We start from the raw sequence: 24,931 nt of genomic DNA, 5'->3' as shown, positions 1-24,931 counted from the left end.
AGGGTAGGAACGGTAGTAAAAGAGGCGAAAAGCCTATCAATTAGTCAAAAATTTTGAAAGCCTCTCAAAATGCAACATAAATTGCCTCGTTACCCACGCAATATGACCGGCTACGGCCCCAACACACCAAACCCCAAATGGCCGAACGACGCACGTGTCGCAGTGCAATTTGTGCTGAACTACGAAGAGGGCAGCGAGAATTCCGTACTGCATGGCGACGCTGCATCTGAGGCGTTCTTGTCCGACATCGCAGGGGCCGCGCCTTGGCAAGGCCAGCGCCACTGGAACATGGAAAGCATCTATGATTATGGCGCACGCGCGGGCTTTTGGCGCCTGCACCGCCTGTTCACCGGTGCGGATATTCCAGTAACCATTTACGGTGTTGCAACCGCCTTAGCACGCTCCCCTGAACAGGTCGCGGCCATGCAAGAGGCCGATTGGGAAATCGCCAGTCACGGTTTAAAATGGGTCGAACACAAAGACATGCCTGAGACTGAAGAACGCGCGGCAATCAATGAGGCCATCCGACTGCATACCGAAGTCACAGGTGCCCGCCCGCGTGGTTGGTACACGGGACGCTGCTCTGAAAACACCGTGCGTCTTGTGGCTGAAGAAGGTGGTTTTGACTATATCTCAGACACCTATGACGACGATCTGCCCTATTGGATCGAAGCGGGCGAACGCGACCAATTGATCATCCCCTACACGCTTGAGGCCAACGACATGCGCTTTGCCACAGCACCAGGATACATCACGGGCGAGCAGTTTTTCACCTATCTCAAAGACGCCTTTGATGTGCTTTATTCTGAGGGCGCGGACCACACGCCCAAAATGATGTCCATCGGATTGCACTGCCGCCTGATCGGACGTCCCGGCAAATTGGCTGGCCTTAAAAAGTTCATCGAATACATCCAAACCTTTGAAAACGTTTGGACTCCCAAGCGTATCGACATCGCCGAACACTGGGCCAAGACACATCCGCATCTGCGCAAAACCCGCCCAAGCCAAATGGATCGCGAAACATTTGTGGCCGCATTCGGCAGCATCTATGAACACTCCCCTTGGATCGCCGATCGGGCTTTTGATCTTGAACTTGGACCCGCCCATGACAGCGCCATCGGCATTCATTCCGCGCTGTTCCGTATGTTCCGTTCTGCCTCTGAGGCTGAGAAACTTGGCGTTTTAACAGCGCACCCAGACCTTGCGGGCAAACTTGCCGCCGCAAAACGCCTGACGGCCGAAAGCACCGCCGAGCAAGCCTCTGCAGGTTTAGATGCCTTGACCGATGAGGAACGTACCACCTTTCAAGATTTAAACGCGCAATATGTCGCAAAGTTCGGCTTCCCCTTTATCATCGCCGTCAAAGACAATACAAAAGACACGATCTTGACTGCATTTCACACCCGCCTTGATCACTCACGTGATACCGAATTTGTGGCTGCCTGCGCCCAAGTGGAACGCATCGCATGGCACCGCTTACACGACCTATTTAACACATCTGAAAGCTAAAAATGACCTACGCCTTCCCCCTCGGCGGCTTGCCCTCACAAAGTGAAAATCCTGAAAGTACTGCAGTCTTTACAGAGGCTTACGCAGTCATACCCGCAAGCGTGCAGCGCGATATCGTCACCAGTTTTTTGCCGGGTTGGCACGGCATGCGGATGTGGATCTTGGCGCGCCCGATGACGGGCTTTGCGGAAACCTTTGCGCAATATGCAGTGGAATTGGCCCCCGGTGGTGGCACCTCTAACCCAGAGCCCGACATCGAAGCCCAAGCGGTCTTGTTCGTGGCCTTTGGTGAAGTGCGCCTGTCCATTGGTGGCGCGCGCTCGACCCTCAAAGCGGGGCATTTGGCCTATATTCCTGCGGGTGCCCATTGGGAAATTTGGAACACCTCAGATGCCCCTTGCGGCTTCCACTGGATCCGCAAACGCTACGACTATATGCAAAGCCTAAACCCGCTTGAGGCCTTCACCGTCCATGAAACGGAAGTCCCCAAAAGCGAGATGCCCGAATGCGATGGGGTTTGGGCCACACAACGCTTCTTTGATCCCTTTGATTTGCGCTATGATTTCCACGTCAATATCGTCAACATCCTGCCCGGTGGGCGCATTCCTTTTGCCGAAACTCATGTGATGGAACATGGGCTTTATGTGCTATCGGGAACAGCTAAGTATCTGTTAAATAAGGATTGGGTCGAGGTCGGCCCCGGTGACTTTATGTGGCTGCGCGCCTTTTGCCCGCAAGCTTGCATTGCCACTGGCGATGAGCCTTTTCGCTATCTTTTGTACAAAGACGTCAACCGCCATGTGTCTCTTGATTTGGCAGGGCATCGGCGATGAAAAACACGGTTGTTTTGGCCCCTTTAACGCCTGAAAACTTCGCTCCCTACGGCGATGTTTTGGACGCAAGCGGCACGCCGGATAAGATCATCAACGCGGGCAAATGCGGGCGGTTTCATGACCGCGCAAAGGTCGATGTTAGGGAGGCCCGCGTCGGCATTTCCATCTTTAAAGCGGATGTGCGATCCCTGCCCTACACACTTGATCTGATCGAGCGCCACCCCGAGGGGTCGCAAGCCTTTGTGGCGATGTCTGCTGAGCCGTTTTTGGTGATTGTCTCGGACGGGCCTAAAGCCGTGCCCAAGGCCTTTATCACCGATGGGACGCAGGCAATCAATTTCCACCGCGGCACATGGCACGGTGTGCTGACGCCTTTGGCGGGCAACGGGCAGTTTGCTGTCATTGACCGCATCGGTGAGACGCCAAATTTGGAAGAATTCACTTTCGATGTGCCTTGGGTGGTGACCGCTGCCGAAACCTAAAGGCTTAAAACATTACAAGACTTTATGGCGCGGGATTTAAACTGTTTAAAGATTTAGAGCCGCGTCACTTTACATGTTTTAATGTTTTTTGAGCCGCAGTTTTCAGCCATTCATCTGCTCTGCACAAAACCAAAAGGCAAATTTGATGATCGAAATCTTTGGCCTCATCGCGGTCTGCGCCATGGTCATTTTTTACGCCATTGAAGACCGCAGCCCCACAATGACATTGGCCTTCGCGCTGTCTTGCGCTTGCGCTGCGATCTACGCGTTTGCGATTGGGTCTTACCCCTTCATGCTCGCCGAAGGCATCTGGGCCGTGATTGCCCTGCGTAAATGGCGGGCGCGTTTGGGCTAAAGTCGAAGAGGCTGATCCGGCTAAAACCCAATCAAAAATGAGCAGACAGACCGCCCAGATCACCAAGTCTTAACCTATTGATTTAAAACATTTGCTGCGCAGCATTTTTGCGTCATGAAAACCCACCGCCACCGGGAGTTTCTAGGACGAAGACGCCACCCGCCGGCAGCTCAATTTCATCGTTTCCGCGCAAATCTATCCGTGTGCCGTCGGGCAGAATGGCGTAGTTCACACCGACCTGTCCGCCATCCGCGCCACCCACACCAAAGGGCTGTACTTTGCGGTGCGAACAGATGGTGGTGACTGTGACCGGTTCTAAAAACCGCAGTTTTCGGATCGATCCATTGCCGCCTTTATGCTTGCCCTGCCCACCTGAGCCTTGGCGGATCGAGAACTCTTCCAAACGCACAGGGAAACGGGATTCCAAAATCTCAGGATCGGTCATCCGCGTGTTGGTCATATGGCTTTGCACCGCGTCGCAGCCGTCGAAATCAGGGCCAGCACCGGTGCCGCCCGCAATCGTCTCGTAGTTTTGGAATGTCTCATTGCCCCAAACGAAATTGTTCATCGTGCCTTGCGCCCCCGCGATCACGCCCAAAGCGCCAAACAGCGCGTTGCAAGCCGCCTGAGACACTTCTGTGTTGCCCGCGATCACAGCCGCAGGAGCACGGGGATTGAGCATTGATCCTTCGGGGACAATGATATCGATAGGGCGTAAACAGCCCTCGTTCAGCGGAATATTTTTGCCGACCAAACAGCGGAACACATATAAAACCACAGCGCGCGAAATCGACAAAGGCGCGTTGAAATTGCCGCTGTGCTGATCGCTGGTGCCCGTGAAATCGACGACAGCACTGCGGGTGTTTTGATCAACGCGCAAGGCGACTTTGATTTGGGACCCATCGTCCATCGGATAGGTGAAATCGCCATTTTCCAAGCGATCAACCACATCGCGCACAGCGGCTTCAGCGTTGTCTTGCACATGGGCCATATAGGCGGTGACGACGCCCGCGCCGTAACGCGCGGCGATGCCCAGCAAGGCGGCGCGTCCAGTTTCATTGGCGGCAACCTGCGCCTGCAGATCGGCGATGTTTTGATCGAGATTGCGCGCGGGGTACTTGGCAGATGTAAGCACATCACGGATGGCGGCATGCTCAAACGTGCCACGGGTGACAAGGCGCATATTGTCGATCAAGACGCCTTCTTCATCGATGTGACTGCTGTCAGGCGGCAATGACCCCGGCGTGCGCCCACCGATGTCAGCATGATGCCCCCGCGAGCCAAGCCAATAGGCGGGTTTACCCGCGACAAACACGGGCGTTACCACCGTCACATCGGGCAAATGGGTGCCCCCGCGATAAGGCGAATTGAGCACAAAAGCATCGCCGTCACAGGCATCGGGATTGTCGCGGATAACCGTTTGAATGCTGTCGGACATCGACCCCAAATGCACGGGCACATGGGGGGCGTTGGCAACCAGTTGGCCTTGCGCGTCAAAGATAGCGCAGGAGAAATCAAACCGCTCTTTGATGTTCACGGACCACGCGGTGTTGGCCAAAGTCGCGCCCATTTGATCGGCCACGGACATGAACAGATTGGACATGACCTCAAGCAGGATCGGATCAGCTTCGGTGCCATTTGCAGCGGCTTGCGTGACAGCCGTGGCGCGCGTCAAGATCAACATGCCTTGGGCATCCAGTTCGGCGGACCAACCGGGTTCAACAACATTGGTGCCGGTGGGCTCAGAAATGATGGCGGGGCCTGTGATGGTCTGGCCGCAAGCCAGCGTCAAACGATCGTACAGCGGCACCTGCCCCCAGCCTTTGGCCTGCACTGTGATCTGCGCTTTAGGACGACCGTCATGCGTGGGCATCTGCGCCGCACTGGGCACTTCGCCGGTCTCGCCCACAGCCTCGGCCGACAGCATATCTATGATCAAGATGTCGCCAGCAGGAGCAAAGCCAAAGCGGGCGATGTGGGCGATGTGAAAGGCAGTGCGCATGGCCTCGGCTGTGTCCCATGCGACCTCTAGCGTCTGATGCGACCCTTGAGTGCGCAGGTGCGCGTGGCGGATCACGGTGGCGGATGTCAGGCCTTGATCCAGCACCTCGCTGCGTGCAGCCTCACTCAAGTCATCAAGCATGGGCACAAGCGTTTCGCAGTCCGTCAGCACACAGTCAGCCTGCATTTCGCGCAAGGCCCGCACCTCGGCCAAGCCCATGCCGTAAGCCGACAGAACGCCCGCGAAAGGATGGATCAAAACGCGGCGCATATTCAGGGCATCTGCGACCAAACAGGCGTGTTGTCCGCCTGCGCCACCAAAGCATTGCAGCGCGTAATCCTGAGACACATCATGACCACGCTCAACGGAAATTTTCTTAATCGCGTTGGCCATATTATAGACCGCGATTTGCAAGAACCCTTCGGCAACGTGCACAGGGGTGAGCGATTGATCAGAGGCGGCGTTGATCTGATCGGTGATCGTTTGCATGGCGCGCGCAGTCGCAGCGACATCCAAAGGCGCATCGCCATTTGGCCCGAAAACATGCGGGAAATGATCAGGGTTCAACTTGCCCAAAAACACGTTGCAATCGGTCACGGTGAGCGGCCCACCGCGTTTGTAAGCCGCAGGACCAGGATCAGCACCAGCGCTTTCAGGGCCCACTTGCAGACGCCCATCGCGGAAACTGCAAATCGATCCGCCACCAGCGGCCACTGTGTGAATATCCATCATCGGCGCACGCATGCGCACGCCGGCCACTTCGGTCTCGAATGAGCGTTCAAACGCGCCGGCATAATGGCTGACATCGGTCGAGGTGCCGCCCATATCAAAGCCGATCAGCCGATCAAACCCAGCCGCCTCGCCCGTGCGCACCATGCCGACGATGCCGCCTGCTGGCCCCGACAAAATCGCGTCGCGCCCTTGGAAGTTTTGCGCATCTGTCAGCCCGCCATTGGACTGCATAAACATCAAGCGTTCGCAGGCCTGCCCAAGACGCAAAGCGCCTGCGACCTGATCCACGTAGCGGCGCAAAATGGGCGACAGATAGGCGTCGACCACAGTGGTGTCGGCGCGCGAGACCAGCTTGGCCAGACGCGACACATCGCTAGACGTCGAGATTTGCGTAAAGCCAATGGCGCGCGCGATTTCGGCGGCGCGTTGTTCGTGCGCAGGGTTGAGGTAAGCGTGCACAAAAGCGATGGCGACAGAACGAAGCCCAGCGTCATAAGCGCCTTGCAACGCGTCACGCAGACCCGCCTCGTCCAGCGGCGTGACCTCGGCCCCGTTGGCATCAAGCCGCCCTGAGATTTCAGCCGCCGATTGATACAACAGATCAGGGCGCTGGATGTGCAGGGCAAACAGATCGGGCCGCGTTTGATAACCGATGCGCAGCAAGTCTTTGAAGCCTTGGGTGATCAGCAACAGCACCGCTTCGCCTTTGCGTTCCAGCAGCGCGTTGGTGGCCACAGTCGTGCCCATTTTGACGGCTTTAATCGCCCCATCGGGAATCGGCATGCCAGTTTTCAGCCCCATCAGATCGCGAATGCCCTGTTCGGCGGCATCCACATAGCGCTCTGGGTTCGACGACAGCAATTTATGGGTGTGCAATGTGCCACCCGGGCGTTTGGCCACGACATCCGTAAAGGTGCCGCCACGATCCACCCAAAACTCCCACTGCGCGTCTGACATATGTACTTTCCGCAAGCTCTGCGGCCCCAAATGATGATTGCTTCAAGCCTACCGCGCAGCATAGGGCGCAACAAGAGCCGCGCGCGAGGCATCCGTCAAAAAAAGAAAAACAACGTCACGCATAAAAGTGGCAGATTCTCTCTTGACCCTGCCAGAATGGCGGACTACTTACGCGGCACTTCGGCGGAGTAGCTCAGTTGGTTAGAGCAGCGGAATCATAATCCGCGTGTCGGGGGTTCAAGTCCCTCCTCCGCTACCATTACCCCTTACATTGTGAAATCATTGCACTGTCTTCGGGCAATGGTGGTGCCGCTTGGGTTTTGGTCTGATCTATAAAATCAGCCTATCACCAACTGCCGCTGGCCCCGCCCCCAGAAGACGATCCACCGCCAAAGGAAGAGCCGCTAGAGGATTTGCTTTTTATTGGTATTGTTTTGGTCTCGCAATAGGCCTCATGACAATGGTGGCACTGATAATTGATGCGTTTTGATCCTGTTGAGTTGGTGGTCGCATGGCTTAGAATTTCAGTGTCGCCTTCCAGTGTACGATGTTTGCAAGCGCGGCAGGCTCCGTAGCGGCTTAGCACCCCAGGATAGGCTTCGACCGTAATATGGTCGCAAGACCCGCAAACCCAAACGTCATAGTCCACGCTTTGCAACAGCTCCTCGGTGATTTGCCCCTTTTCCAAATGCTCATCGTCTTGATCCTCACTCAATCGCGACATGGTCAATCCGTCATTCGGACAGATACGCGGCCTGTTGCGCCGCCCTCTTTTCCAATAGCTCCGCAGTCCGCCAAAAATCGGCACCAAAAGACCCAAGAGCCAAAAAGAGAATTGCTCGACGGCGCGTGCGAGGAAATCTTTAACTTTAGTCAAGACCCCAGTGTTCTGTTGGTCAAAATCGACGCCGTTGAGATTGTAGATGACAGCATCAACGCCTTTTCGAATGCCTTTGGAATAGGACTCATTTTTGAATTCCGGCGTGATGATCGTGTCGATGATGTACTTCATGGGTCGGTTTTCGCTATTTCCATACGCGGCACCCAACTCGATCCGTATTTTGCGATCATAAAGCGACACCAGCATCAAAATACCGTCATTGGTGACCTTATCCCCGATCCCCCAAGTGTTGAACAAACCGGTCGCGAAAGGTTCAATCGCGCCGTCATGACCGTAATCAGACAGGCTTGATATCGTCAAAACGGTGAATTCGACACCCGTCTCTGTACGCAAGTCTTGCAAGGCATTTCGGATGTATGTGGCGTCGTCTGCGTCAACTAAGCTTGCGTAATCGTTGAGGTATATGTCCTCATAAGCGGGATATGTGCTTTGCGCAAAGGCAGGGGCTGACACAGACATCAACACTGGCAAAAGCAAGACAAACGCAATTCTTAGAACTCTAAACATACCAAAATTCCCGCAAACAACACTGATGCACTTTGTCGGTGGCGACGCGGCTTGAGGCAAGCGTTTTTTGCGCAAATGCCTTTTGGCCCGCGATTCCTATACATGCGGGCCAAAAGGAAATCATCATTGCGAAAGCCTTAAGCGATGCGGAAGACCTTGGCGGCTTCTTCTTTGGTGATGTCGGCTTTGTCGTGCACGGATGTCACGCGGCCGCGTTCCATGAACACCAGCTGATCGGCCAAGTCGTAGGCGAACTCAAAGTATTGTTCCACCAGCACAATCGCCATATCGCCACGATCGCGCAGCAGCGCAATCACGCGGCCGATTTGCTGGATGATATTGGGCTGGATGCCCTCTGTCGGCTCATCGAGCAACAAAAGCTTAGGCTTGATAATCAAGGCCCGCGCGATGGCCAATTGCTGTTGTTGACCGCCAGACAAATCGCCGCCACGACGGTGCAAAAAGTCTTTCAGAATCGGGAACAATTCGAACACTTCATCAGGGATGTGATGTTCGGATTTTGGCAGACAGGCAAAGCCAGTCTCGAGGTTTTCTTTCACGGTCAAAAGCGGAAAAATCATCCGCCCTTGCGGCACAACGCCGACGCCTTTTTTGGCCAGCGCGTCTGAATTGGCGCGGCCCACGTCTTCGCCGTCCAGCATCATCGTGCCAGAAGATCGCGGATGCGCACCGCAGATGGCTTTCAGAAGGCTGGTTTTGCCAACCCCGTTGGTGCCCATGACACAGGTCACTTTGCCGGCCTGCGCCGAGATCGCTACGTCATGTAAAATTTGCGAGCCACCATAATGCAGCGATAGGTTTTGAACATCGAGCATTGGTTATCTCCCCAAGTAGACGTCGATGACGCCTTGGTTTTTGGTCACGTGATCCAGCGAGCCTTCGGCCAAAACGGACCCTTCGTGCAGCACGGTCACTTTGCACTCAAGGCGCCGGATGAATTCCATATCATGTTCGATCACAACCACGGCGCGCGTTTTCGCGGCCTCTTTCAAGATGTCCGTGGTGTGTTCGCGTTCACCCAAAGTCATGCCCGCGGCGGGTTCATCTACCAGCAAAAGCTTCGGATCTTGCGCCAACAACATGCCGATCTCTAACCACTGTTTTTGGCCATGTGACAGCTCGCCTGATTTGCGCGTCAATTCACCCGTCAGGCCGATGGTTGAGGCCAGCTCATGGACCTTGGCGATGTCTTTGGCCTTGGGACGGAAGAACAAAACGCCGATAGGAGAGCGGTCATTGCTGACAGCGATCATCAAGTTATCGAACACCGATTGATCCTCGAACACGGTCGGGCGCTGGAACTTGCGACCAATGCCGATGCGGGCGATTTTGGCCTCGTTCATGCCGATCAAATTGCGCGACAAATCCCCCCACAAAACAGAGCCTTCATCGGGTTTTGTTTTGCCGGTGACGATGTCCATAAAGGTGGTTTTGCCCGCGCCGTTCGGCCCGATGATGGCCCGCATTTCGGCGTGACCGATTGAGAACGACAGATTGTTGATGGCTTTAAACCCATCAAAAGAAACGGAAATACCTGAGACTTCTAAAAGCTGGCTCATTTTTCGGCCTCCTCTTCACGCAAAGATCCTGCATCAGGTCCAAGCGGCGCGCCTTTGCGGCTTGGAGCGATACGACCTGTAAACAGATCGACCAACCCGCCGATGCCTTTGGGGGCAAACAGAGTGACGAACACGAAAGACAGCCCCAGCAGCACTTGCCACCAATCGACCCATTTGATCTCGTAGAACCCAAGGTTAATGTTTGGCGCTTGACCACCTGTGAACCAAGTCGACACAAGCGAGACCACAACAGCACCAATCACAGCACCGTAAATACGCCCACGTCCGCCGATGGCGACCCAAACCGCGAGGTAAATAGAGGCAATCGGCGCGATTTCAGCGGGGTTGATGATACCCGCTTGCGGGTAGTATAGCGCGCCACCGATGGCGGCCATAATAGCCGTGAGCACAAAAACGAACAGCTTATAACCTTCAACAGAATAGCCCAAGAACCGCACGCGCGCCTCGTCATCGCGAATACCACGAATGACGGAACCGAACTTGCCAGAGACCACGAAGGACGTGGCGATATACGTGAGCGCCAAAGCCAAGGCAGAGGCCCAAAGGAACCAGATCGACATCACGCTTTGCGGAATATTGTCTGCACCCGGCAGGTTTTGCAAGCCAGACAAACCGTTGTTGCCGCGCAGACCTGAATCGTTTTGAAACAGGTACAAAGACAAGGCCAGCGTCATAGCTTGGGTCAAGATCGACAGGTAAACACCGGTGACGCGCGAGCGAAAGGCGAGCCAACCAAAGACCAAGGCCACAAGACCGGGCACCAAGACCACCATCATCAATTGCAACGTCAGGCTGTCAGCGAACATCCAGATCGCGGGAAAGTCCGACGATCCGACGACGCCGAAAATCTGACTGCCGATGGCGTCTGAAATTTCCGATGCTGTGGCGGGAATGGGCGATGTGGCCAATGAGTTCACCACGATGATTTCGGTGCGCGCATACATCAGCCACATGCCGATCATATAACCGCCGACACCGAAGAAGGCGAAGTGACCGAGTGATAGAATACCTGTGTAGCCCCAGACCAGATCCATCGCGATGGCGACAAGCGCAAGGCACAGCGTTTTGCCCAGCGTTTTGACGAAAGAGGTCGAGACCAAGCCTGATCCATAGGCCTCCGACATCAAGGTGACGCCGAGGGTGAACAGAGCCAAAAGACCAAGGAACACCAACAATGACGGGTTTTTCATAAAGAATGAGTTTTTCATGTGATCAATCCCCCGCCGCGCGGCCTTTGAGGGCGATGATACCCTTGGGCCGGAACTGAATGAAAATGATGATAAAGACGATCATATAGGTCTGCGCCGCCAATGTGTTGGACGGGTTCAACCATTCGATGCCTTTTTGTAAGAAGCCAATGCCAAGCGCGCCCAGCAAAGTCCCCCAGATATTGCCAACACCGCCAACAACCACGGTCATGAACGACTGCACGATGTAATCCGCACCCATCTCGGACGTCACTTTCGCGTAAAGCCCGATGGCCACGCCCGCGATGCCCGCGATGCCAGAGCCCAATCCGAAGGTGAGCATATTCACGCGATCAGGATTGATGCCCATGCTGGCGGCCATTTTCGGATTTTGCGTCACAGCACGGGTTTCCAAACCTAGGCGGGTCTTTTTCATAATGAACAAGAACACCCCAAGGAAAATACCCGCGAGCACAAAGATCGCGATGCGAATGTAAGAGATCGCCAGCACATCATTGAACACCAAAGCGCCGTCGAGCCATGCAGGCGAAGTCAGCGGACGCGCTTGCGTGCCAAAGATGTTTTTCGCGATTTGTTGCAAAGCGATGGCGACACCGAAAGAGGCCAAAAGCGTCTCAAGCGGACGGTTGTACAACCAGCGAATGATCAAACGCTCCATCGCCACACCCGCGGCGAAAGTCACCATGAACGCCGCAGGGATCGCGACAATAATAGAGACAGTGTAATCAGGGATAATCTGCTGCACGACATAACCCGTGTAGGCGCCCATCATAATGAATTCGCCGTGCGCCATGTTGATCACGCCCATCACCCCAAAAGTGATGGCCAGACCAATCGCGGCCAGAAAATAGATCGAAGCCAAGGACAATCCATCGAGCGCCAAATCGAGCGTTTGGTTCAGACCCACAGCGCGGTCAATGGTTTTAAGCGTGATCACGGCTGCGTCTGTGACAGCCTTAGACGGTTCGTCGTAGACTTCGACAAAAATGGTGGATTTCACAGCATTTTCAATCGAATAGCTTGCGTCCCATGCCGGCACCAAACCCTCGGACACCAGCACCATATAAGCACGATCCCGTGCATCTTGATCGTCCAAATCCGCCACAGCAACACCACCGACGGACCCGTCTTTGATATTGGCGACAAGTGCGTCTTTGCGCTCTGAAATCGTCGGCTGCGCAGGGACCATGCCAGCGGCAACCATGCGCGCCAGAGCGTCCTCAAAGGACAAGGCCTCAGAACCCGCGATGACTCTGCCTTTGATATTTGCATCCGCAGGCAGGCTGTCTTTCAGTGCTATTTTTGTGGTCAGAACAGGGTTCAGCGCAGCGCGAGAATCCAACGACAAAGAGCCGTTAAAGCCTTGGATCGCTTGGACACGCGCAGCGTCATCTGTGTCATAAGAAATCGTCAACAAGCGCTCGGTCACTTCCTTGAGCGCCTTGATATCAGGGTCGGTCTCGCCAGCGATTGAGGCACGCAAGGGGGCCAAATGTGAGGCCTCGCCATCGCGTTGAATGGCCAAAATCGCCTCGGACCGGCGTACAGGATCGGGGTCGTTCAATTGGAACTGCACAAGGGCTGCCCCAATGACCGCACGGATGCCGGAATTGGGTTTGAGTTGTTTCAACTCATTCTTGGCAAAATCGCCAACAACAGCATCTCCATCGAAATCATACAGGGTGTAAGTCTTTGAATCGACGGGCTGAGCGTAGAAAAATAGACCGTCTTCCTTGCGCTGCCACATATCCTTGGACTGCCATTTTTGCAAAACACTCTGCGCGGACGGCAAACCAGAGGCGGCGATGGCGTCGATCGCTGGGCCGATGGTTTTGCGTGATGATTTTTCGATCACGTCGCGATGCTCTTGCAGCACCTGCTGGATCGTTTGGTCTTGGGCCAGCGCAGGCGTGGCTAAGGCGGCCAAGACGATGAAGACGGCTGTCAGAAAGCGGATCATGGGGATCTTCTTTAAAGTTAAGGAAAAGGGCGGCAAAAGCGCCGCCCTTTGAAAGTCGTATAGGCCAGCTTGGCGAAATCTTAGTAGTTGGATTTAAGCTGAACACATGTTTCTGTTTCGGTGTTGTACATGCCACAGCCGAGGTTTTTCCAATCGGAAATCAACACTGCGGATTCTGGCAAGTAGTCAGTCCACGCATCGCCAGGAACTTCAGTTGTCTGGGAGATGATGTCGAATTGACCGTCAGCTTGGATTTCGCCGATAAGAACAGGTTTCGCAAGGTGGTGGTTGACGCCCATCACCGCTGTGCCGCCTGTCAAGTTCGGGAATTCTTGGCCGTACATCGCGTCACGCACGGCGTCTACGTCTGTCGTGCCAGCAGCTTCAACAGCGTTAACCCACATGTTGAAACCGATGAAGTGTGCTTCCATTGGATCGTTTGTGACGCGCTCTTCGCCCATGCGGGCTTTCCATGCTGCGATGAATTCATCGTTCAGCTCGGATTCCGCAGATTGGAAGTAGTTCCAAGCCGCCAAGTGACCCACAAGGTTAGATGTGTCCAAGCCGGAAAGCTCTTCTTCACCAACTGAGAACGCGACCACTGGAATGTCGTCAGCTGAGATACCAGCAGATGCCAATTCTTTGTAGAAGCCGATGTTCGCGTCGCCGTTGATTGTAGAAATAACGCCAACTTTTTTGCCGTCAGCGCCAAGGGCCACAACGTCTGCGACGATTTTGGACCAATCAGAGTGACCAAATGGTGTGTAGTTTACAAAGATATCTTCAGCAGCGATGCCTTTACCTTCAAGGTAGGCTTCGAGGATGTTGTTGGTTGTGCGTGGGTAGACATAGTCTGTGCCAAGCAATGCGAATTTCTCAACACCAAGCTCGTCGAGGAAGTAATCTGTCGCAGGAATAGCTTGCTGGTTTGGCGCCGCACCTGTGTAGAAGACGTTTTTCGATGACTCTTCGCCTTCGTACTGAACTGGGTAGAACAACAAGCCGTTCAATTCTTCGATCACTGGCAAAACAGATTTGCGTGACACAGATGTCCAGTTGCCGAACATCACGTCAACGTCGTGCACTGTCAAAAGCTCACGGGCTTTTTCTGCGAACAGTGGCCAGTCGGATGCAGGGTCAACAACAACCGCTTCCAGTTGGCATCCAAGAACGCCACCTTTGGCGTTTTGCTCATCAATAAGCATCAGCATAACGTCTTTAAGTGTGGTCTCAGAAATGGCCATGGAGCCTGACAAAGAGTGCAAAACACCAACTTTGGTAGTGCAATCTTCAGCCAAGGCGGCAGTTGTCATAGCAGTTGTGGCGATGAGGGCTGAGGCCAAGGTGGCTTTGAATTTAGTGGTCAAGTCTATAATCCTTTATGGATGCTAAAGGCGTGCGGCTTCGTCTCGCTTTACAGCGAGTGCCATGGACAAATTCCATTTTTGGCTTGAAACGCTTACATTCCCCTAGCAGCGTTAATCAGTTTCATTCGTGTGGTGAAGGCGACCTGCAAGTCTGGCCATCATCACACATTCCCCGCAACTCTCACGGTGCCCGTAATAAGGCACCAGTTGAATTGCTTAAGACACTTTGCCGCACTGATTGGTTTTGAACACGTTTAGGTGATTACGCACCGCCCACGCTGCATAGTTTCCGCACTTATGGCTTATTTTTTAAACTAAATGTAAATTTATGGCGTTAATTTAAGCTTAAAATCAAAAATTTCAATCACCTCAAGAGCAAACGCACAGAAATCGACCACTGGAAAAACTCTACCGATTCCGTGTCCAGCGTGTCCGCCTCGCAGCACAGGGGCTCTGACACCACGCGCCGCATATAGCCCGACATCACCCCGACATCACACAGGCCGCGTCATTGAAACAGCGCAGCGCCACGAAATTCGGTAAATCGACGACAAGCATGGCGTTTCGGCCCCATAGGCGTCGCAGGCCTCATGCTCGATTGTGTTTCGCAATCGAATCAACAATCGCGAATGCGACCTCAGGCAAGACTTTCGTCCCGCACGACATCCACCCCTTATAAAAACACCAAAAAACAAGCTGATAGAAAAATATCGGTGCCGTAAACACTTTTTTCGTTGGTTTGGTTCACCTTCAAGCGAACGAGTGATTTCGCGCATCGGCCACGGCACTGTGTTTCATCGCGATAAAATTTTTACCATTTGACCTAAGGGAAACAAATGAAAAATCTATTCGGAAAGCTTATTGGTTCAATCGGCGTAAAGATTGGCATCATCATGATCGCACTCGCGGGCACAACTGCCGCAGCCATCTTGATCTCGACAGCTCTTATTTCCACCATCACTGGTGAAGTTGAAAGTCTGGTCGAAGACCAATTGCCCCCCCTGCACGCCGCTATGGACATCTCAGAAGCCGTCATCGAGTTCAAAGACGCAACAACTGCGCTTATTGCGTCAACTTCACTCATCAGCTTTCCAGATCTTCAAGACGACTTAAACAAAGCAGCCTTAGCGCTACAAGACGCCGCTCAAAAAATTCCCGGCGAAAACCACTCAGATCTGGATTTGTCCTTGAAAGCCCTGCTCAGTGACACCAAAGCACTTGTCACGCAGAAAAACATCGCCCTCACTTCAAATTCAGACAATTTCAAGCTTATGGCCGCGCTCAACGGTCTGTCGCATGAGGTTTCTGGCGATCTCAATAAAGTGAGCAGATCAGCGTCATTCCGTGTGATGATCGCAACCGGTGAAGCCATTCAAGCCACACAACTCGGTGTGGATGCGTTAATCGGCGCAAACATGGGCGGATTGGCCGCGCTATATGAACTCAAGGCGGCCGCAGAACACGCGACAAACACGACTCTCACCTATGTCGTCGCCGACCCACAAAAAATGACAACGCGTGCGGCCAAAGACCTGAGCGAAAAAGCCATCAAAGATCTCGAAGACACCGTCAACCGCATTGCAACCACCGAACGGGATGTCCCCGCCCTGACCGCCAGTAAGGAACTGCTGGGACACCTGCATAACGTTCATGCAAGCAAGCGCGGGGTGCCTTCACAAGAGCGCGACACCTTACTGCAAGCTCAAGAAAAATTCATCAAAACAGCCAAAGAAATAGTCGCGGACAACACTCAAGCCCTCGATGACGCAGGCAAAAAATTCGTTAGAGAAAACGACACAGTCATCAAAAATTTAACTGAGGTGAAGTTCGCGGAAATTCGCTCCGTCGACTCGCTCAACATCGCGATCAAATCTGCTCTTCTAAAACTGCAACAGGGTGCGAGCTCAATCAACCCTGGATACATCCAAGCCTTACAATTTGAACTGCTCCAAGACCGTGAGGAGATCATGAAAAGCTTAGATCTCGTTGCGAATGAAACGGCAGACAAAGTGCGCAAAATTCTCGATGCCGCCGACCCCGAAACAGGGGCATTGACCACACGCCTCAATGCCATTCAAGCGCAATCGACTTCTAATATCAAAGCCACACATCTGATTGAGGATCTTCTAACGATATCACACGAAGTGTCCGCAATTTCACAAGAAAGTCTCGCGGCCATCTCTGAGGCAGGCTCGGTTGTCATTACAGACGCTCGCAATGCGTCAACAACAATGGGCTCAATTGGCCTCGCTGCAATCCTCGCGCTGATCGCAGCGCCCTTGATGACCTACTTTACGATAATGCGGCCTTTGAAGATCGTGACCCATAGCACCGAAAGGCTTGCAAATGGTGACATGTCTGTTCTCAAGAAGACAGGTGGAAAACATGGCGAAATTTCCCGTTTGATGTCTGCTCTACGCGTCTTCAGAAATAACTTAATTGAAAAAGACCAAATGGAAGCCGAGGCCATCAAGCGCGCCGAAAATGAAAGCCTCGCTGAAATTGAAGCCAACAAACGTGCACTGGAACAAGAGGCCAAAGACCAAGAACGCGCGCGCCAAGCAACGCTACGCGAACAAGACCTCGCCGCAGCGGCGGAGCGTGAGAAAGAAACTGCGCGCGCCGCAGCCGAGGCGGAGCGCGCTGCGCGCCACGAAGAGCAGACTGCCATCGTAAATGCTCTTGCGGAAGGGCTTCGCAGATTGGCGCAGGGCGACATTTCCCAGACACTCGACGACGAATTCCCAACTGGATATGAACAATTGCGCAGCGATTTCAACGATGCTGTGAAGTCACTCAAAGAAGTCATCTCGAAGCTCACTGATTCATCACAAGCCATTCATTCCAGTTCCAAAGAAATTTCTCATGCGGCAGATGACCTGTCGTTACGAACAGAACGCACTGCGTCGACATTGGCGGAATCAGCCGCGGCACTGACACAATTGACCGTTTCCGTAAAGTCCGCTGCAGACGGCGCATCACTTGCCAATCAAACAGTGAAAGCCGCACACAAAAACGCTGAATCGACCAACCTTGTGGTCAAGGATGCAATGGATGCAATGGTCGCTATTTCTGACTCGTCATCAAAAATTTCAAAAATCATCAGTGTCATCGATGACATTGCTTTCCAAACAAATCTTCTTGCTCTGAACGCAGGCGTCGAAGCAGCGCGCGCAGGCGAAGCTGGCAAAGGGTTCGCCGTGGTTGCATCTGAAGTGAGAGCCCTAGCCCAAAGATCATCTGAGGCCGCGCACGAAATCAATCAACTCATTTCCGACTCAGGTGTCGATGTTAAACGCGGGGTCTCCTTGGTGGATCGTACCGGAGAAGCGCTCAAATCTATCGTAGGTGATGTCACAAAGGTCGCGGGCCATATGGCCGAAATTGAAACATCAGCGACCGAACAATCTGCGGGCATTTCCGAGATCAACCTCGCAGTGGCTGATCTTGATCAAGCAACGCAGCAAAACGCTGCCATGTTTGAAGAAACAACAGCCGCCAGTCATTCTCTCACGCAAGAAGCTTCAACGCTTACGGCGATCGTAGCGCAATTCAAGACTGAGAGTGCGCGCGGAGTTCCAGCAATGGAGCCGTCCCAATCGCTTTGTGATGATGGTGATATCGAGCTGGCATCTTAACCCCGCCAACTCACCAAAGCCTACACCGCACCATCTATCACCCTAAACTTACGGCGATCACATGCCCGCACCACAAAGCGGACCAACACCTCACGCATATCACTGCCTTGAAATCAGTCCTGCGACCGCAAGACACCTGCAGGGCGTGATAGCATTGCACGCCAAGAAAACCATAGCGATGTGCAAAGTGTCAGACCAATGCCGCCCAGTACAATTGCAAGCGACGCGCGCCATTCAAAGGTAAAGGATGCCTCCATCACAAAATGCGTCACGGCCCACCCCGCCAACCCGCCTGCGCCGACGGCCACGGCACCCGCCGCAAGACCCATGTAGAGAGAGCGCAAAGCGAAGCTCCACAAAACGCGCAAGCGCGATGCCCCAAGGGTTTTCAAGATCGCTGCCTCATATCGACGTTTTTCTTCGCCAGCGGCGGCAGCACCTATCAGAACCACAGCCCCCGTGATCAGCGTCGCAAGTGCCCCCAGCGTGGTGGCGGCCGCGATGCTTGTCATAACCGCGACGACGCGATCAATGGCATCGCGCACGCGAATGGTTGTGATGTTTGGATAGGCTTTCGACAAGGAACGGATGAGCGGCGCTTCGGCCTCTTGGTCGGCATAAATTGTCGCGATGTAAGTATGGGGCGCGCTTTCGATTGCTGCGGGGTTCATCGACAAAACAAATCCCATACCCGCGCCCGAAAAATCAACCTCACGAAACGATGTGATGCGACTGGTGATGTCACGCCCCAAGATGTTGAGCGTCAAGGTGTCCCCCAGCGACAGCCCGATCTCAGTTGCTTCTTCGGCGGCAAAACTGATTTGCGGCTCCCCGTCATAATCCTCGGCCCACCAAGTGCCTTCGGTGATACGTGCATTTTCGGGCTTTGTGGCCGAATAGGTCACACCGCGATCACCGCGAATGACCCAATGATTGCCCGCCACTTCTTTGGCGTCTTGACCGTTGATTTTGGTAATGATGCCGCGCAACATCGGCGCTGACTCGAATTTTTTCACGCCCGAATGCGCCGCCACTTGTGCAGTGAAGCCGTCGATTTGGTCTTTTTGGATATCGACGACAAAATAGGAGGGCGCGACGTCAGGCAATTCGTTCGCGATTGCGCCGCGCAGATTGGTGTCGATTTGCCCAACAGCCGACAAGACCGTGAGCCCAAGACCCAAAGAGAGAACAACAGACAGAGTTTCGCCGCTGGGCCCGCCGACGGACCCTAGCGCCAAGCGCAAATAGGGGCGGCCTTTGGTGAAGCTGCGCCCCGCCATCCAACGAGCGAGAACGCGCAAAAGCGTGGCGCAAACCACCAAAAGCGCGAAGGCGCAGGCCAATCCGAAAAAGGACCAAAGCACCAAACGCGGCGAGTCAGTGAAGGCCACAGCAAGGGCAATCAACACGGCCACCATGCCTGAAATCGCGATCAGATAAGGCCAACGCGGCAAGCCTTTGAGGCCCAGTTGGGAATCGCGGTAAAGCGCTGCTGGACGGATTTTTTCCGTTTTGGCCAAAGGCCATGTCACGAAAATGGCCGCAGCCAAAGCACCGTAAACCGCCGCTTCAAGCAAGGACTGCGGGTAGACAGAAATCTCGGCCGGTACAGGCAGCATGGATTCAATAATCGGGGCAACCATCAAGGGCACAGCCGCGCCCAATACCAACCCAATCGCGATGGCAAAGCTGGTCAGCACACCGATTTGAAACGCGTAGACCATAAAAATGGTCGCGCGATCGGCCCCAAGGGTTTTCAAGGTCGCCACGATGGTGGTTTTGCGATCCAGATAGGCACTGACAGCCGACGAGACGCCAACGCCGCCAACAGCCAGCCCCGCGAGACCGACCAAAACCAAAAATGATCCAAGTCGTTCGACAAAGCGTGCCATGCCAGGGGCGCCATTGCGCGCATCGCGCCAGCGGTAAGCGGCGTCAGGTAAGGCAGCTTGCGTGGTCGTTTTCGCCTGCTCAAGATCAGTGCCCGCAGGCAGTTTCAATCGATAGGCCGTCTCAAACAAAGTGCCAGGCGACAGCAAATTAGACGCGGCAAGCGCGGAGGTCCGCACAAGCGAGCGCGGTCCCAAAGAGAAGCCAACAGAGGCATTGTCTGGCTCATTTGTCAGCTCAGCCATCACAATAAAAGGCACAGATCCGATTTGGATCTCGTCGCCGATGGCAAGACCAAGACGCTCAAATAACATCGGGTCAAGCACTGCGCCAGCCATGCCGTTTTCCCCATCAAGCGCTTGGGTCAGCGGCATTACGGGCGACAAGGTGACAGAGCCAATCAGTGGATAAGCATCATCGACGGTCTTCACTTGGGTCAAAGCGCGCTCGTCGTTGCGGGTGACCATAGAGCGGAAATCCGTTACCTCAGACACGGCAAGGCTGTTGTCTTCTAGCCAAGCGCGTTCAGTTTTCGTGGCAAAACGGTAGGTAAATTCAAGTTCTGCATCGCCACCCAACAAGGCAGCGCCCTCACGGTCAAGTCCCGCAGAAATGCTTTCGCGCACGGAAGTGACCGCCGCGATGGCCGCAACGCCCAGCGCCAAACAGGCCACAAGCACACGAAATCCGCGCAAGCCCCCGCGCAATTCGCGGCGGGCAATTTTCCATGCCATTTTAACTCTGGCCAAGTTCCTTTGGCGCAGCGCGGTCATTGAGCAGCCTCAGAAGATGCAAGATCAAGGGCCCCATCGCGCAGGCGAATAACACGATCACAGCGCGCGGCCAGTTCGGGCGCGTGGGTGACCAGCACCATCGTGGCACCGTGGCGATCGCGCAGGCCCATCAGCAAATCCATGATCGCCTCGCCGGTTGTACCGTCCAGATTGCCAGTTGGTTCATCTGCCAGAAAAATCGCAGGACGCGGGGCGGCGGCGCGGGCCAAGGCCACGCGTTGTTGTTCACCGCCAGACATTTGCGACGGGAAATGATCACAGCGCGCGCCAAGGCCCACGGCCTCAAGTTCTTCGCGCGCGCGATCAAAAGCATCCGCATGGCCAGCCAGTTCCAAAGGGGTCGCGACATTTTCAAGCGCAGTCATTGTCGGGATGAGGTGGAAAGATTGGAACACCACCCCCATATGATCTCTACGAAAGCGCGCAAGAGCATCTTCATTCATGTCCGTTAGATTGTGCCCCAGCACGGACACGACACCGGTGGTGGCCTGTTCCAAACCGCCAAGCAACATAAGGAGCGACGATTTGCCTGACCCTGATGGCCCAATGAGACCCACGGTTTCGCCTCGTTTCACATCCAGCGAGATGTCGTGCAAAATATCGACACGCCCTGCGTTGCCGTTTAAAGACAGTCCGATATCTGTGAGGGAAATAACTGTGTCAGTCATGAGATGCTTTCTAAATATCTATAGCTATCGATATGGGGTCGTTGACCGCGCGGGCAAGGTTTTATCCGCGTTTGTGGTTTCAGTTTCCCTAATGCTGGTCAGCGTGTCTGCGCAGGCCGACGATACCGTGACAATAGCAGCGCTTGGTGACAGCCTGACGCAAGGCTACGGTTTGGTGCAAGAAGACGGGTTTACGGTGCAATTACAAGACTGGTTGGACGGCTCTAACCAAGACGTGATCATCTTGAACGCAGGCGTGTCCGGCGACACCACCGCCGGCGGGCTGGCTCGGGTGGATTGGACGCTGACGCCCGATGTTGACGCGATGATCGTCACGCTTGGGGGCAATGATGTGCTGCGCGGCACGGACCCTGCGGTGGCGCGAGGCAATCTGGATGGGATTTTATCTGTGGCCGCCGACAAAGGCATTCCTGTTTTGCTGGTGGGTATCGATGTGCCGGACAACTATGGGCCTGATTACAAGGTTGAATTTTCTGAGATCTATCCTGATTTGGCGGCAAAATATGACACGCTTTATGTGGACAGCTTTTTGCGCCCTTTGACCGAATTGGGCACGATGACGGACGTGCTGGGGACTTATTTTCAGAACGATGGCATTCACCCAAATGCTGTGGGCGTCGGCATCATCGTGGACAGCATAGGCCCGAAAGTTGCGGAACTGGCGCAAGAGGTACGCGATCAGGGCGCGCAGTAAGGTTTAATCCTCGCGCGGGTGATCGTCATAATCTGTGGTCAAAATACGCGCGGCGTCCCCTTGGGGATCGTCGAATTGGCGCGATTTGATCGACCAAAAGAATGCCACCAAACCGATGCCGCCCAGCAGCAATGAAATCGGGATCAAAAACACAAGAACGTTCATTTAAAGCCTCTCAATCGCAGCGCATTGAGCGAGACTGTAATGGATGAGGTCGACATGGCCAAGGCGGCGGCCAAAGGCGTGGCAAAACCCGCCAAGGCAATCGGAATGGCGATCATGTTATAGGCGGCAGCTATGGCAAAGTTTTCTTTGATGCGGCGCGTGGCCGACACGGCCAGCGTGGTGGCGTCCCCGATGGGCGCTAATGAGTTGCCCAGCAAAACAATGTCCGAGACAACGCGGGTGGCCTCGAGTGCGGAGGCTGGCGAAATTGACACATGAGCGGCGGCCAAAGCGGCGGTGTCATTCAACCCATCGCCGATCATCAAGACTTTGCGGCCTGCCTGAGACAGGTCTTTGACCCGCAAGGCTTTGCCAAGGGGCAGGCAGTTTGCCTCCCACGCGTCAATGCCAACGCGCGCGGCAATGTCAGCCACGGCTGCGGGCACATCGCCGGAAAGTAAAATAACATCTTTACCTTGGGCTTTAAGGGCTGCGACGGCAATCTCGGCCCCGTCCCGCAGATGATCCACAAAGGTGAAAGCCACGGCTGGCTGATCACCGATTTGCAAATAGGTGGCGGTTTGCCCCAAGACGCCAGCGCCCAGCCAAGCCGCGCGGCCAAGGCGAATGCGCTGGCCGTTCCACTGGGCCTCAATGCCCTGCCCCGGAACTTCGATCACATCCGATACATTTGCAGCGACCGTGCCCGATGCCCGCGCCGCGTCATATAAAGACGCCGACAATGGATGCGCCGATCCTGCGGCCAGGGCCATTGCGATAGCGCGCGCCTCTGGCGCAATCGCATCCCAATTTGACGGCTGCGGACGGCCCTCAGTGAGCGTGCCGGTTTTATCAAAAACAACCGTATCGACCTCGGCCAGACGTTCCAGCGCTGTGGCGGATTTGATCAACATGCCAGCGCGAAACAATCGACCAGAGGCAGCGGTGGTCACAGCAGGCACGGCCAGCCCAAGCGCGCAAGGGCAAGTGATGATCAACACAGCCACGGCAACATTAAGCGCATGACGCACATCGCCCGTGGCCACGACCCAACCTGTGAACGCAAACAGAGCGAGCAAATGCACCAAAGGCGCATAAATACGCGCGGCGCGGTCGGCCAAGGACGTATAGCGATTGCGCGAAGTTTCCGCCATAGCGACCAAATCGGCCAAACGGTGCAAGGAACTGTCCGCGCCCGCAGCAGTGACCTGCACCAGCAATGGCCCTGTCAAATTCACCTCGCCCGCACTTACAAGCGTTCCCATCGTGGCCCCCACAGGCAGGGTTTCCCCTGTCAGCAAAGAGCGATCCAATTCAGAAGCGCCCTCTGTGATGATCCCGTCCACCGGCACCCGCGCACCGGGGACAACCCGCACGATGTGATCTGTGGTCAGATCGCCGATGGCCACAACTGTCCCATCGTCCAGCGTGGCACGGGGCACTTCTAAGGCCGCGAGTTCTTCGGCAGCAGAGCGCGCAATCGACCGCGTGCGGTAATCTAGGTAACGCCCTGACAATAAAAAAAACGTCAAAGACAAAGCGGCATCGAAATAGACATGCGAGCCCGACAACGAGGTCTCGTAGATCGACATGCCCGCGGCCAAAAGAATGGCCAACGATATCGGCACATCCATATTCAGACGCTTGGCGCGCAGGGCTGTCCAAGCAGATGCAAAAAACGGCTGGGCTGCAAAGGCGATGGCGGGCACAGCAATAGCCGCCGAAATCCAGTGGAACATATCGCGGGTGGCATCAGAGGCCCCCGACCAGACCGCCACGGATAACAACATGACATTCATCATGGCAAAGCCAGACACGGCGATGCGCGTCAAAATAGCGCGACCTGCGCGGTCGGTTTGCGTGGCAGCTATTGTGCCCGCGTCAAGCTCGTAAGCTTCAAACCCGATGGCTGTGAGCGCATCGGCCAGATCTTGAGCGGATGTCGTGTCATCGGCTTCAACTTGGGCCCGCTTTAGGGTCAAATTGACCCGTGCCGCCCGCACGCCCGTTTGGCGCATGAGCGCGCGTTCAACGCCCGAAATACAGGCCGCGCAATGAATGGCTGGCAGCGACAAGGTGATCTGGGCGCCTTGAACATCTCGCCCATGGGCCATGTCTTCGGCAGCGGGGGCCGCAAGACAGGCAGGACAGGCAGAGATCTGAGCTTGGGACATGACGCGCGCCTTGGTCAGCGTTTCACATGGATGACGACGCGCTGCTTGAACGGCGTGCCATCTAAGGCCGTGGCCACCATGCGGTAATTCCAATTGCCTGCGGCCAAAGCGCCTGTGTCGGCCACATAAGACGTGCCATCAAAGGTAAACTGGGGCGCTTGGTCTTGGCTGGTGTTCGTCGCGCGCCCCAAGGTACCGGTGATCGATGCCACTTCGACGGGCAAGCCGTCTGCGCCGGTGATGGTCACGTAAAGCTTTTCGTCTTTATCCGTGGCATCAATCGTCCAACCCAAGGCTTCCTGCGAGGCTTTGTCAGCGTTGAAGGTTTGCGAGGCGACATAAGAGTTTTTCACCTCAAGCCCGGGAAAAGTGCGAACCGCGCTATAGGCCATAAACAAGTTCACCCCGATGATGACTGAAAAGGCCGAAACAGTGCCGATCAAAACATGTTTGCCAGTGATTTCGCGTACCAT

The 24,931-nt window shown here is 54.8% G+C and carries 18 protein-coding genes and 1 tRNA gene; 7 read left to right on the top strand and 12 right to left on the bottom strand.

The genetic code is table 11. The features are described 5' to 3' along the window. Positions 1-81 precede the first annotated feature (81 nt). From puuE to WNY38_RS14555, 4 genes are all read left to right on the top strand, one after another. The gene (puuE, locus tag WNY38_RS14570; RefSeq protein WP_342858103.1) at positions 82-1,509 is read left to right on the top strand and encodes an allantoinase PuuE; all 1,428 of its coding nucleotides are present in this window, start codon (positions 82-84) and stop codon (positions 1,507-1,509) included. 2 nt (positions 1,510-1,511) lie between these two features. Then, positions 1,512-2,342, top strand: coding sequence for a bifunctional allantoicase/(S)-ureidoglycine aminohydrolase (locus WNY38_RS14565; protein WP_342858082.1), 831 nt, complete (start codon positions 1,512-1,514; stop codon positions 2,340-2,342). After that, positions 2,339-2,824, top strand: a complete 486-nt coding sequence (locus tag WNY38_RS14560) for an ureidoglycolate lyase (RefSeq protein WP_342858081.1) — start codon at positions 2,339-2,341, stop codon at positions 2,822-2,824. The genes WNY38_RS14565 and WNY38_RS14560 overlap by 4 nt, the downstream gene beginning before the upstream one ends. A 145-nt stretch (positions 2,825-2,969) precedes the next feature. Beyond that, positions 2,970-3,179, top strand: a complete 210-nt coding sequence (locus tag WNY38_RS14555) for a hypothetical protein (RefSeq protein ID WP_342858080.1) — start codon at positions 2,970-2,972, stop codon at positions 3,177-3,179. 112 nt (positions 3,180-3,291) lie between these two features. On the opposite strand, the gene WNY38_RS14550 is transcribed toward WNY38_RS14555, so the two are convergent. Next, entirely contained in the window at positions 3,292-6,870 is a 3,579-nt protein-coding gene (locus tag WNY38_RS14550; protein WP_342858079.1) for a hydantoinase B/oxoprolinase family protein, read from the bottom strand. Positions 6,871-7,052: 182 nt separating this feature from the next. On the opposite strand from WNY38_RS14550, the gene WNY38_RS14545 reads away from it, so the two are divergent. Beyond that, positions 7,053-7,129: transfer RNA gene (locus WNY38_RS14545), tRNA-Met, on the top strand. 87 nt (positions 7,130-7,216) lie between these two features. On the opposite strand, the gene WNY38_RS14540 is transcribed toward WNY38_RS14545, so the two are convergent. From WNY38_RS14540 to urtA, 6 genes are all read right to left on the bottom strand, one after another. Further along, positions 7,217-8,278 carry a TPM domain-containing protein gene (locus tag WNY38_RS14540; protein ID WP_342858078.1) on the bottom strand — a complete coding sequence of 354 codons (1,062 nt, stop codon included), beginning with the start codon at positions 8,276-8,278 and terminating at the stop codon, positions 7,217-7,219. A 137-nt stretch (positions 8,279-8,415) separates the two neighbouring features. After that, positions 8,416-9,114, bottom strand: coding sequence for an urea ABC transporter ATP-binding subunit UrtE (gene urtE / locus WNY38_RS14535; RefSeq protein WP_342858077.1), 699 nt, complete (start codon positions 9,112-9,114; stop codon positions 8,416-8,418). Positions 9,115-9,117: 3 nt separating this feature from the next. Then, complete coding sequence (urtD, locus tag WNY38_RS14530) at positions 9,118-9,858, bottom strand: urea ABC transporter ATP-binding protein UrtD (protein WP_342858076.1); 741 nt, start codon at positions 9,856-9,858, stop codon at positions 9,118-9,120. Then, positions 9,855-11,087, bottom strand: coding sequence for an urea ABC transporter permease subunit UrtC (gene urtC, locus WNY38_RS14525; protein WP_342858075.1), 1,233 nt, complete (start codon positions 11,085-11,087; stop codon positions 9,855-9,857). Before urtC ends, urtD begins: the two co-directional genes overlap by 4 nt. Before the next feature lie 4 nt (positions 11,088-11,091). Then, positions 11,092-13,047 (bottom strand): urea ABC transporter permease subunit UrtB, encoded by a 1,956-nt coding sequence (gene urtB, locus WNY38_RS14520; protein WP_342858074.1) that lies wholly within the window; start codon positions 13,045-13,047, stop codon positions 11,092-11,094. Positions 13,048-13,127: 80 nt separating this feature from the next. Further along, positions 13,128-14,360: an urea ABC transporter substrate-binding protein gene (gene urtA / locus WNY38_RS14515; protein ID WP_342858102.1), complete on the bottom strand. Its 1,233-nt coding sequence runs from the start codon at positions 14,358-14,360 to the stop codon at positions 13,128-13,130. Between the two features lie 890 nt (positions 14,361-15,250). On the opposite strand from urtA, the gene WNY38_RS14510 reads away from it, so the two are divergent. Continuing rightward, entirely contained in the window at positions 15,251-18,052 is a 2,802-nt protein-coding gene (locus WNY38_RS14510) for a methyl-accepting chemotaxis protein (protein ID WP_342858073.1), read from the top strand. A 113-nt stretch (positions 18,053-18,165) separates the two neighbouring features. Here WNY38_RS14510 and WNY38_RS14505 read toward each other — a convergent pair whose 3' ends face one another. Beyond that, positions 18,166-20,676 carry an FtsX-like permease family protein gene (locus tag WNY38_RS14505; RefSeq protein WP_342858072.1) on the bottom strand — a complete coding sequence of 837 codons (2,511 nt, stop codon included), beginning with the start codon at positions 20,674-20,676 and terminating at the stop codon, positions 18,166-18,168. Between the two features lie 35 nt (positions 20,677-20,711). Further along, a complete protein-coding gene (locus tag WNY38_RS14500; RefSeq protein WP_342858071.1) occupies positions 20,712-21,404 on the bottom strand; it encodes an ATP-binding cassette domain-containing protein in 693 nt (230 codons plus the stop codon). A 91-nt stretch (positions 21,405-21,495) separates the two neighbouring features. Here WNY38_RS14500 and WNY38_RS14495 point away from each other — a divergent pair, with 91 nt between their 5' ends. Continuing rightward, positions 21,496-22,119, top strand: coding sequence for an arylesterase (locus WNY38_RS14495; RefSeq protein WP_342858101.1), 624 nt, complete (start codon positions 21,496-21,498; stop codon positions 22,117-22,119). Positions 22,120-22,122: 3 nt separating this feature from the next. On the opposite strand, the gene ccoS is transcribed toward WNY38_RS14495, so the two are convergent. From ccoS to WNY38_RS14480, 3 genes are read right to left on the bottom strand one after another with little or no spacing between them, the layout of a single operon-like run. Continuing rightward, a complete protein-coding gene (gene ccoS / locus WNY38_RS14490; RefSeq protein WP_215944643.1) occupies positions 22,123-22,284 on the bottom strand; it encodes a cbb3-type cytochrome oxidase assembly protein CcoS in 162 nt (53 codons plus the stop codon). Then, positions 22,281-24,458, bottom strand: coding sequence for a heavy metal translocating P-type ATPase (locus WNY38_RS14485; protein ID WP_342858070.1), 2,178 nt, complete (start codon positions 24,456-24,458; stop codon positions 22,281-22,283). Before WNY38_RS14485 ends, ccoS begins: the two co-directional genes overlap by 4 nt. A 14-nt stretch (positions 24,459-24,472) precedes the next feature. Then, entirely contained in the window at positions 24,473-24,931 is a 459-nt protein-coding gene (locus tag WNY38_RS14480; RefSeq protein ID WP_342858069.1) for a FixH family protein, read from the bottom strand.

It is taken from the genome of Pacificibacter sp. AS14, from assembly GCF_038899935.1.
Classification (GTDB): domain Bacteria; phylum Pseudomonadota; class Alphaproteobacteria; order Rhodobacterales; family Rhodobacteraceae; genus Celeribacter.
Note: the sequence above shows the minus strand (reverse complement) of the source record. Positions and strands in the feature narration are given on the sequence as shown.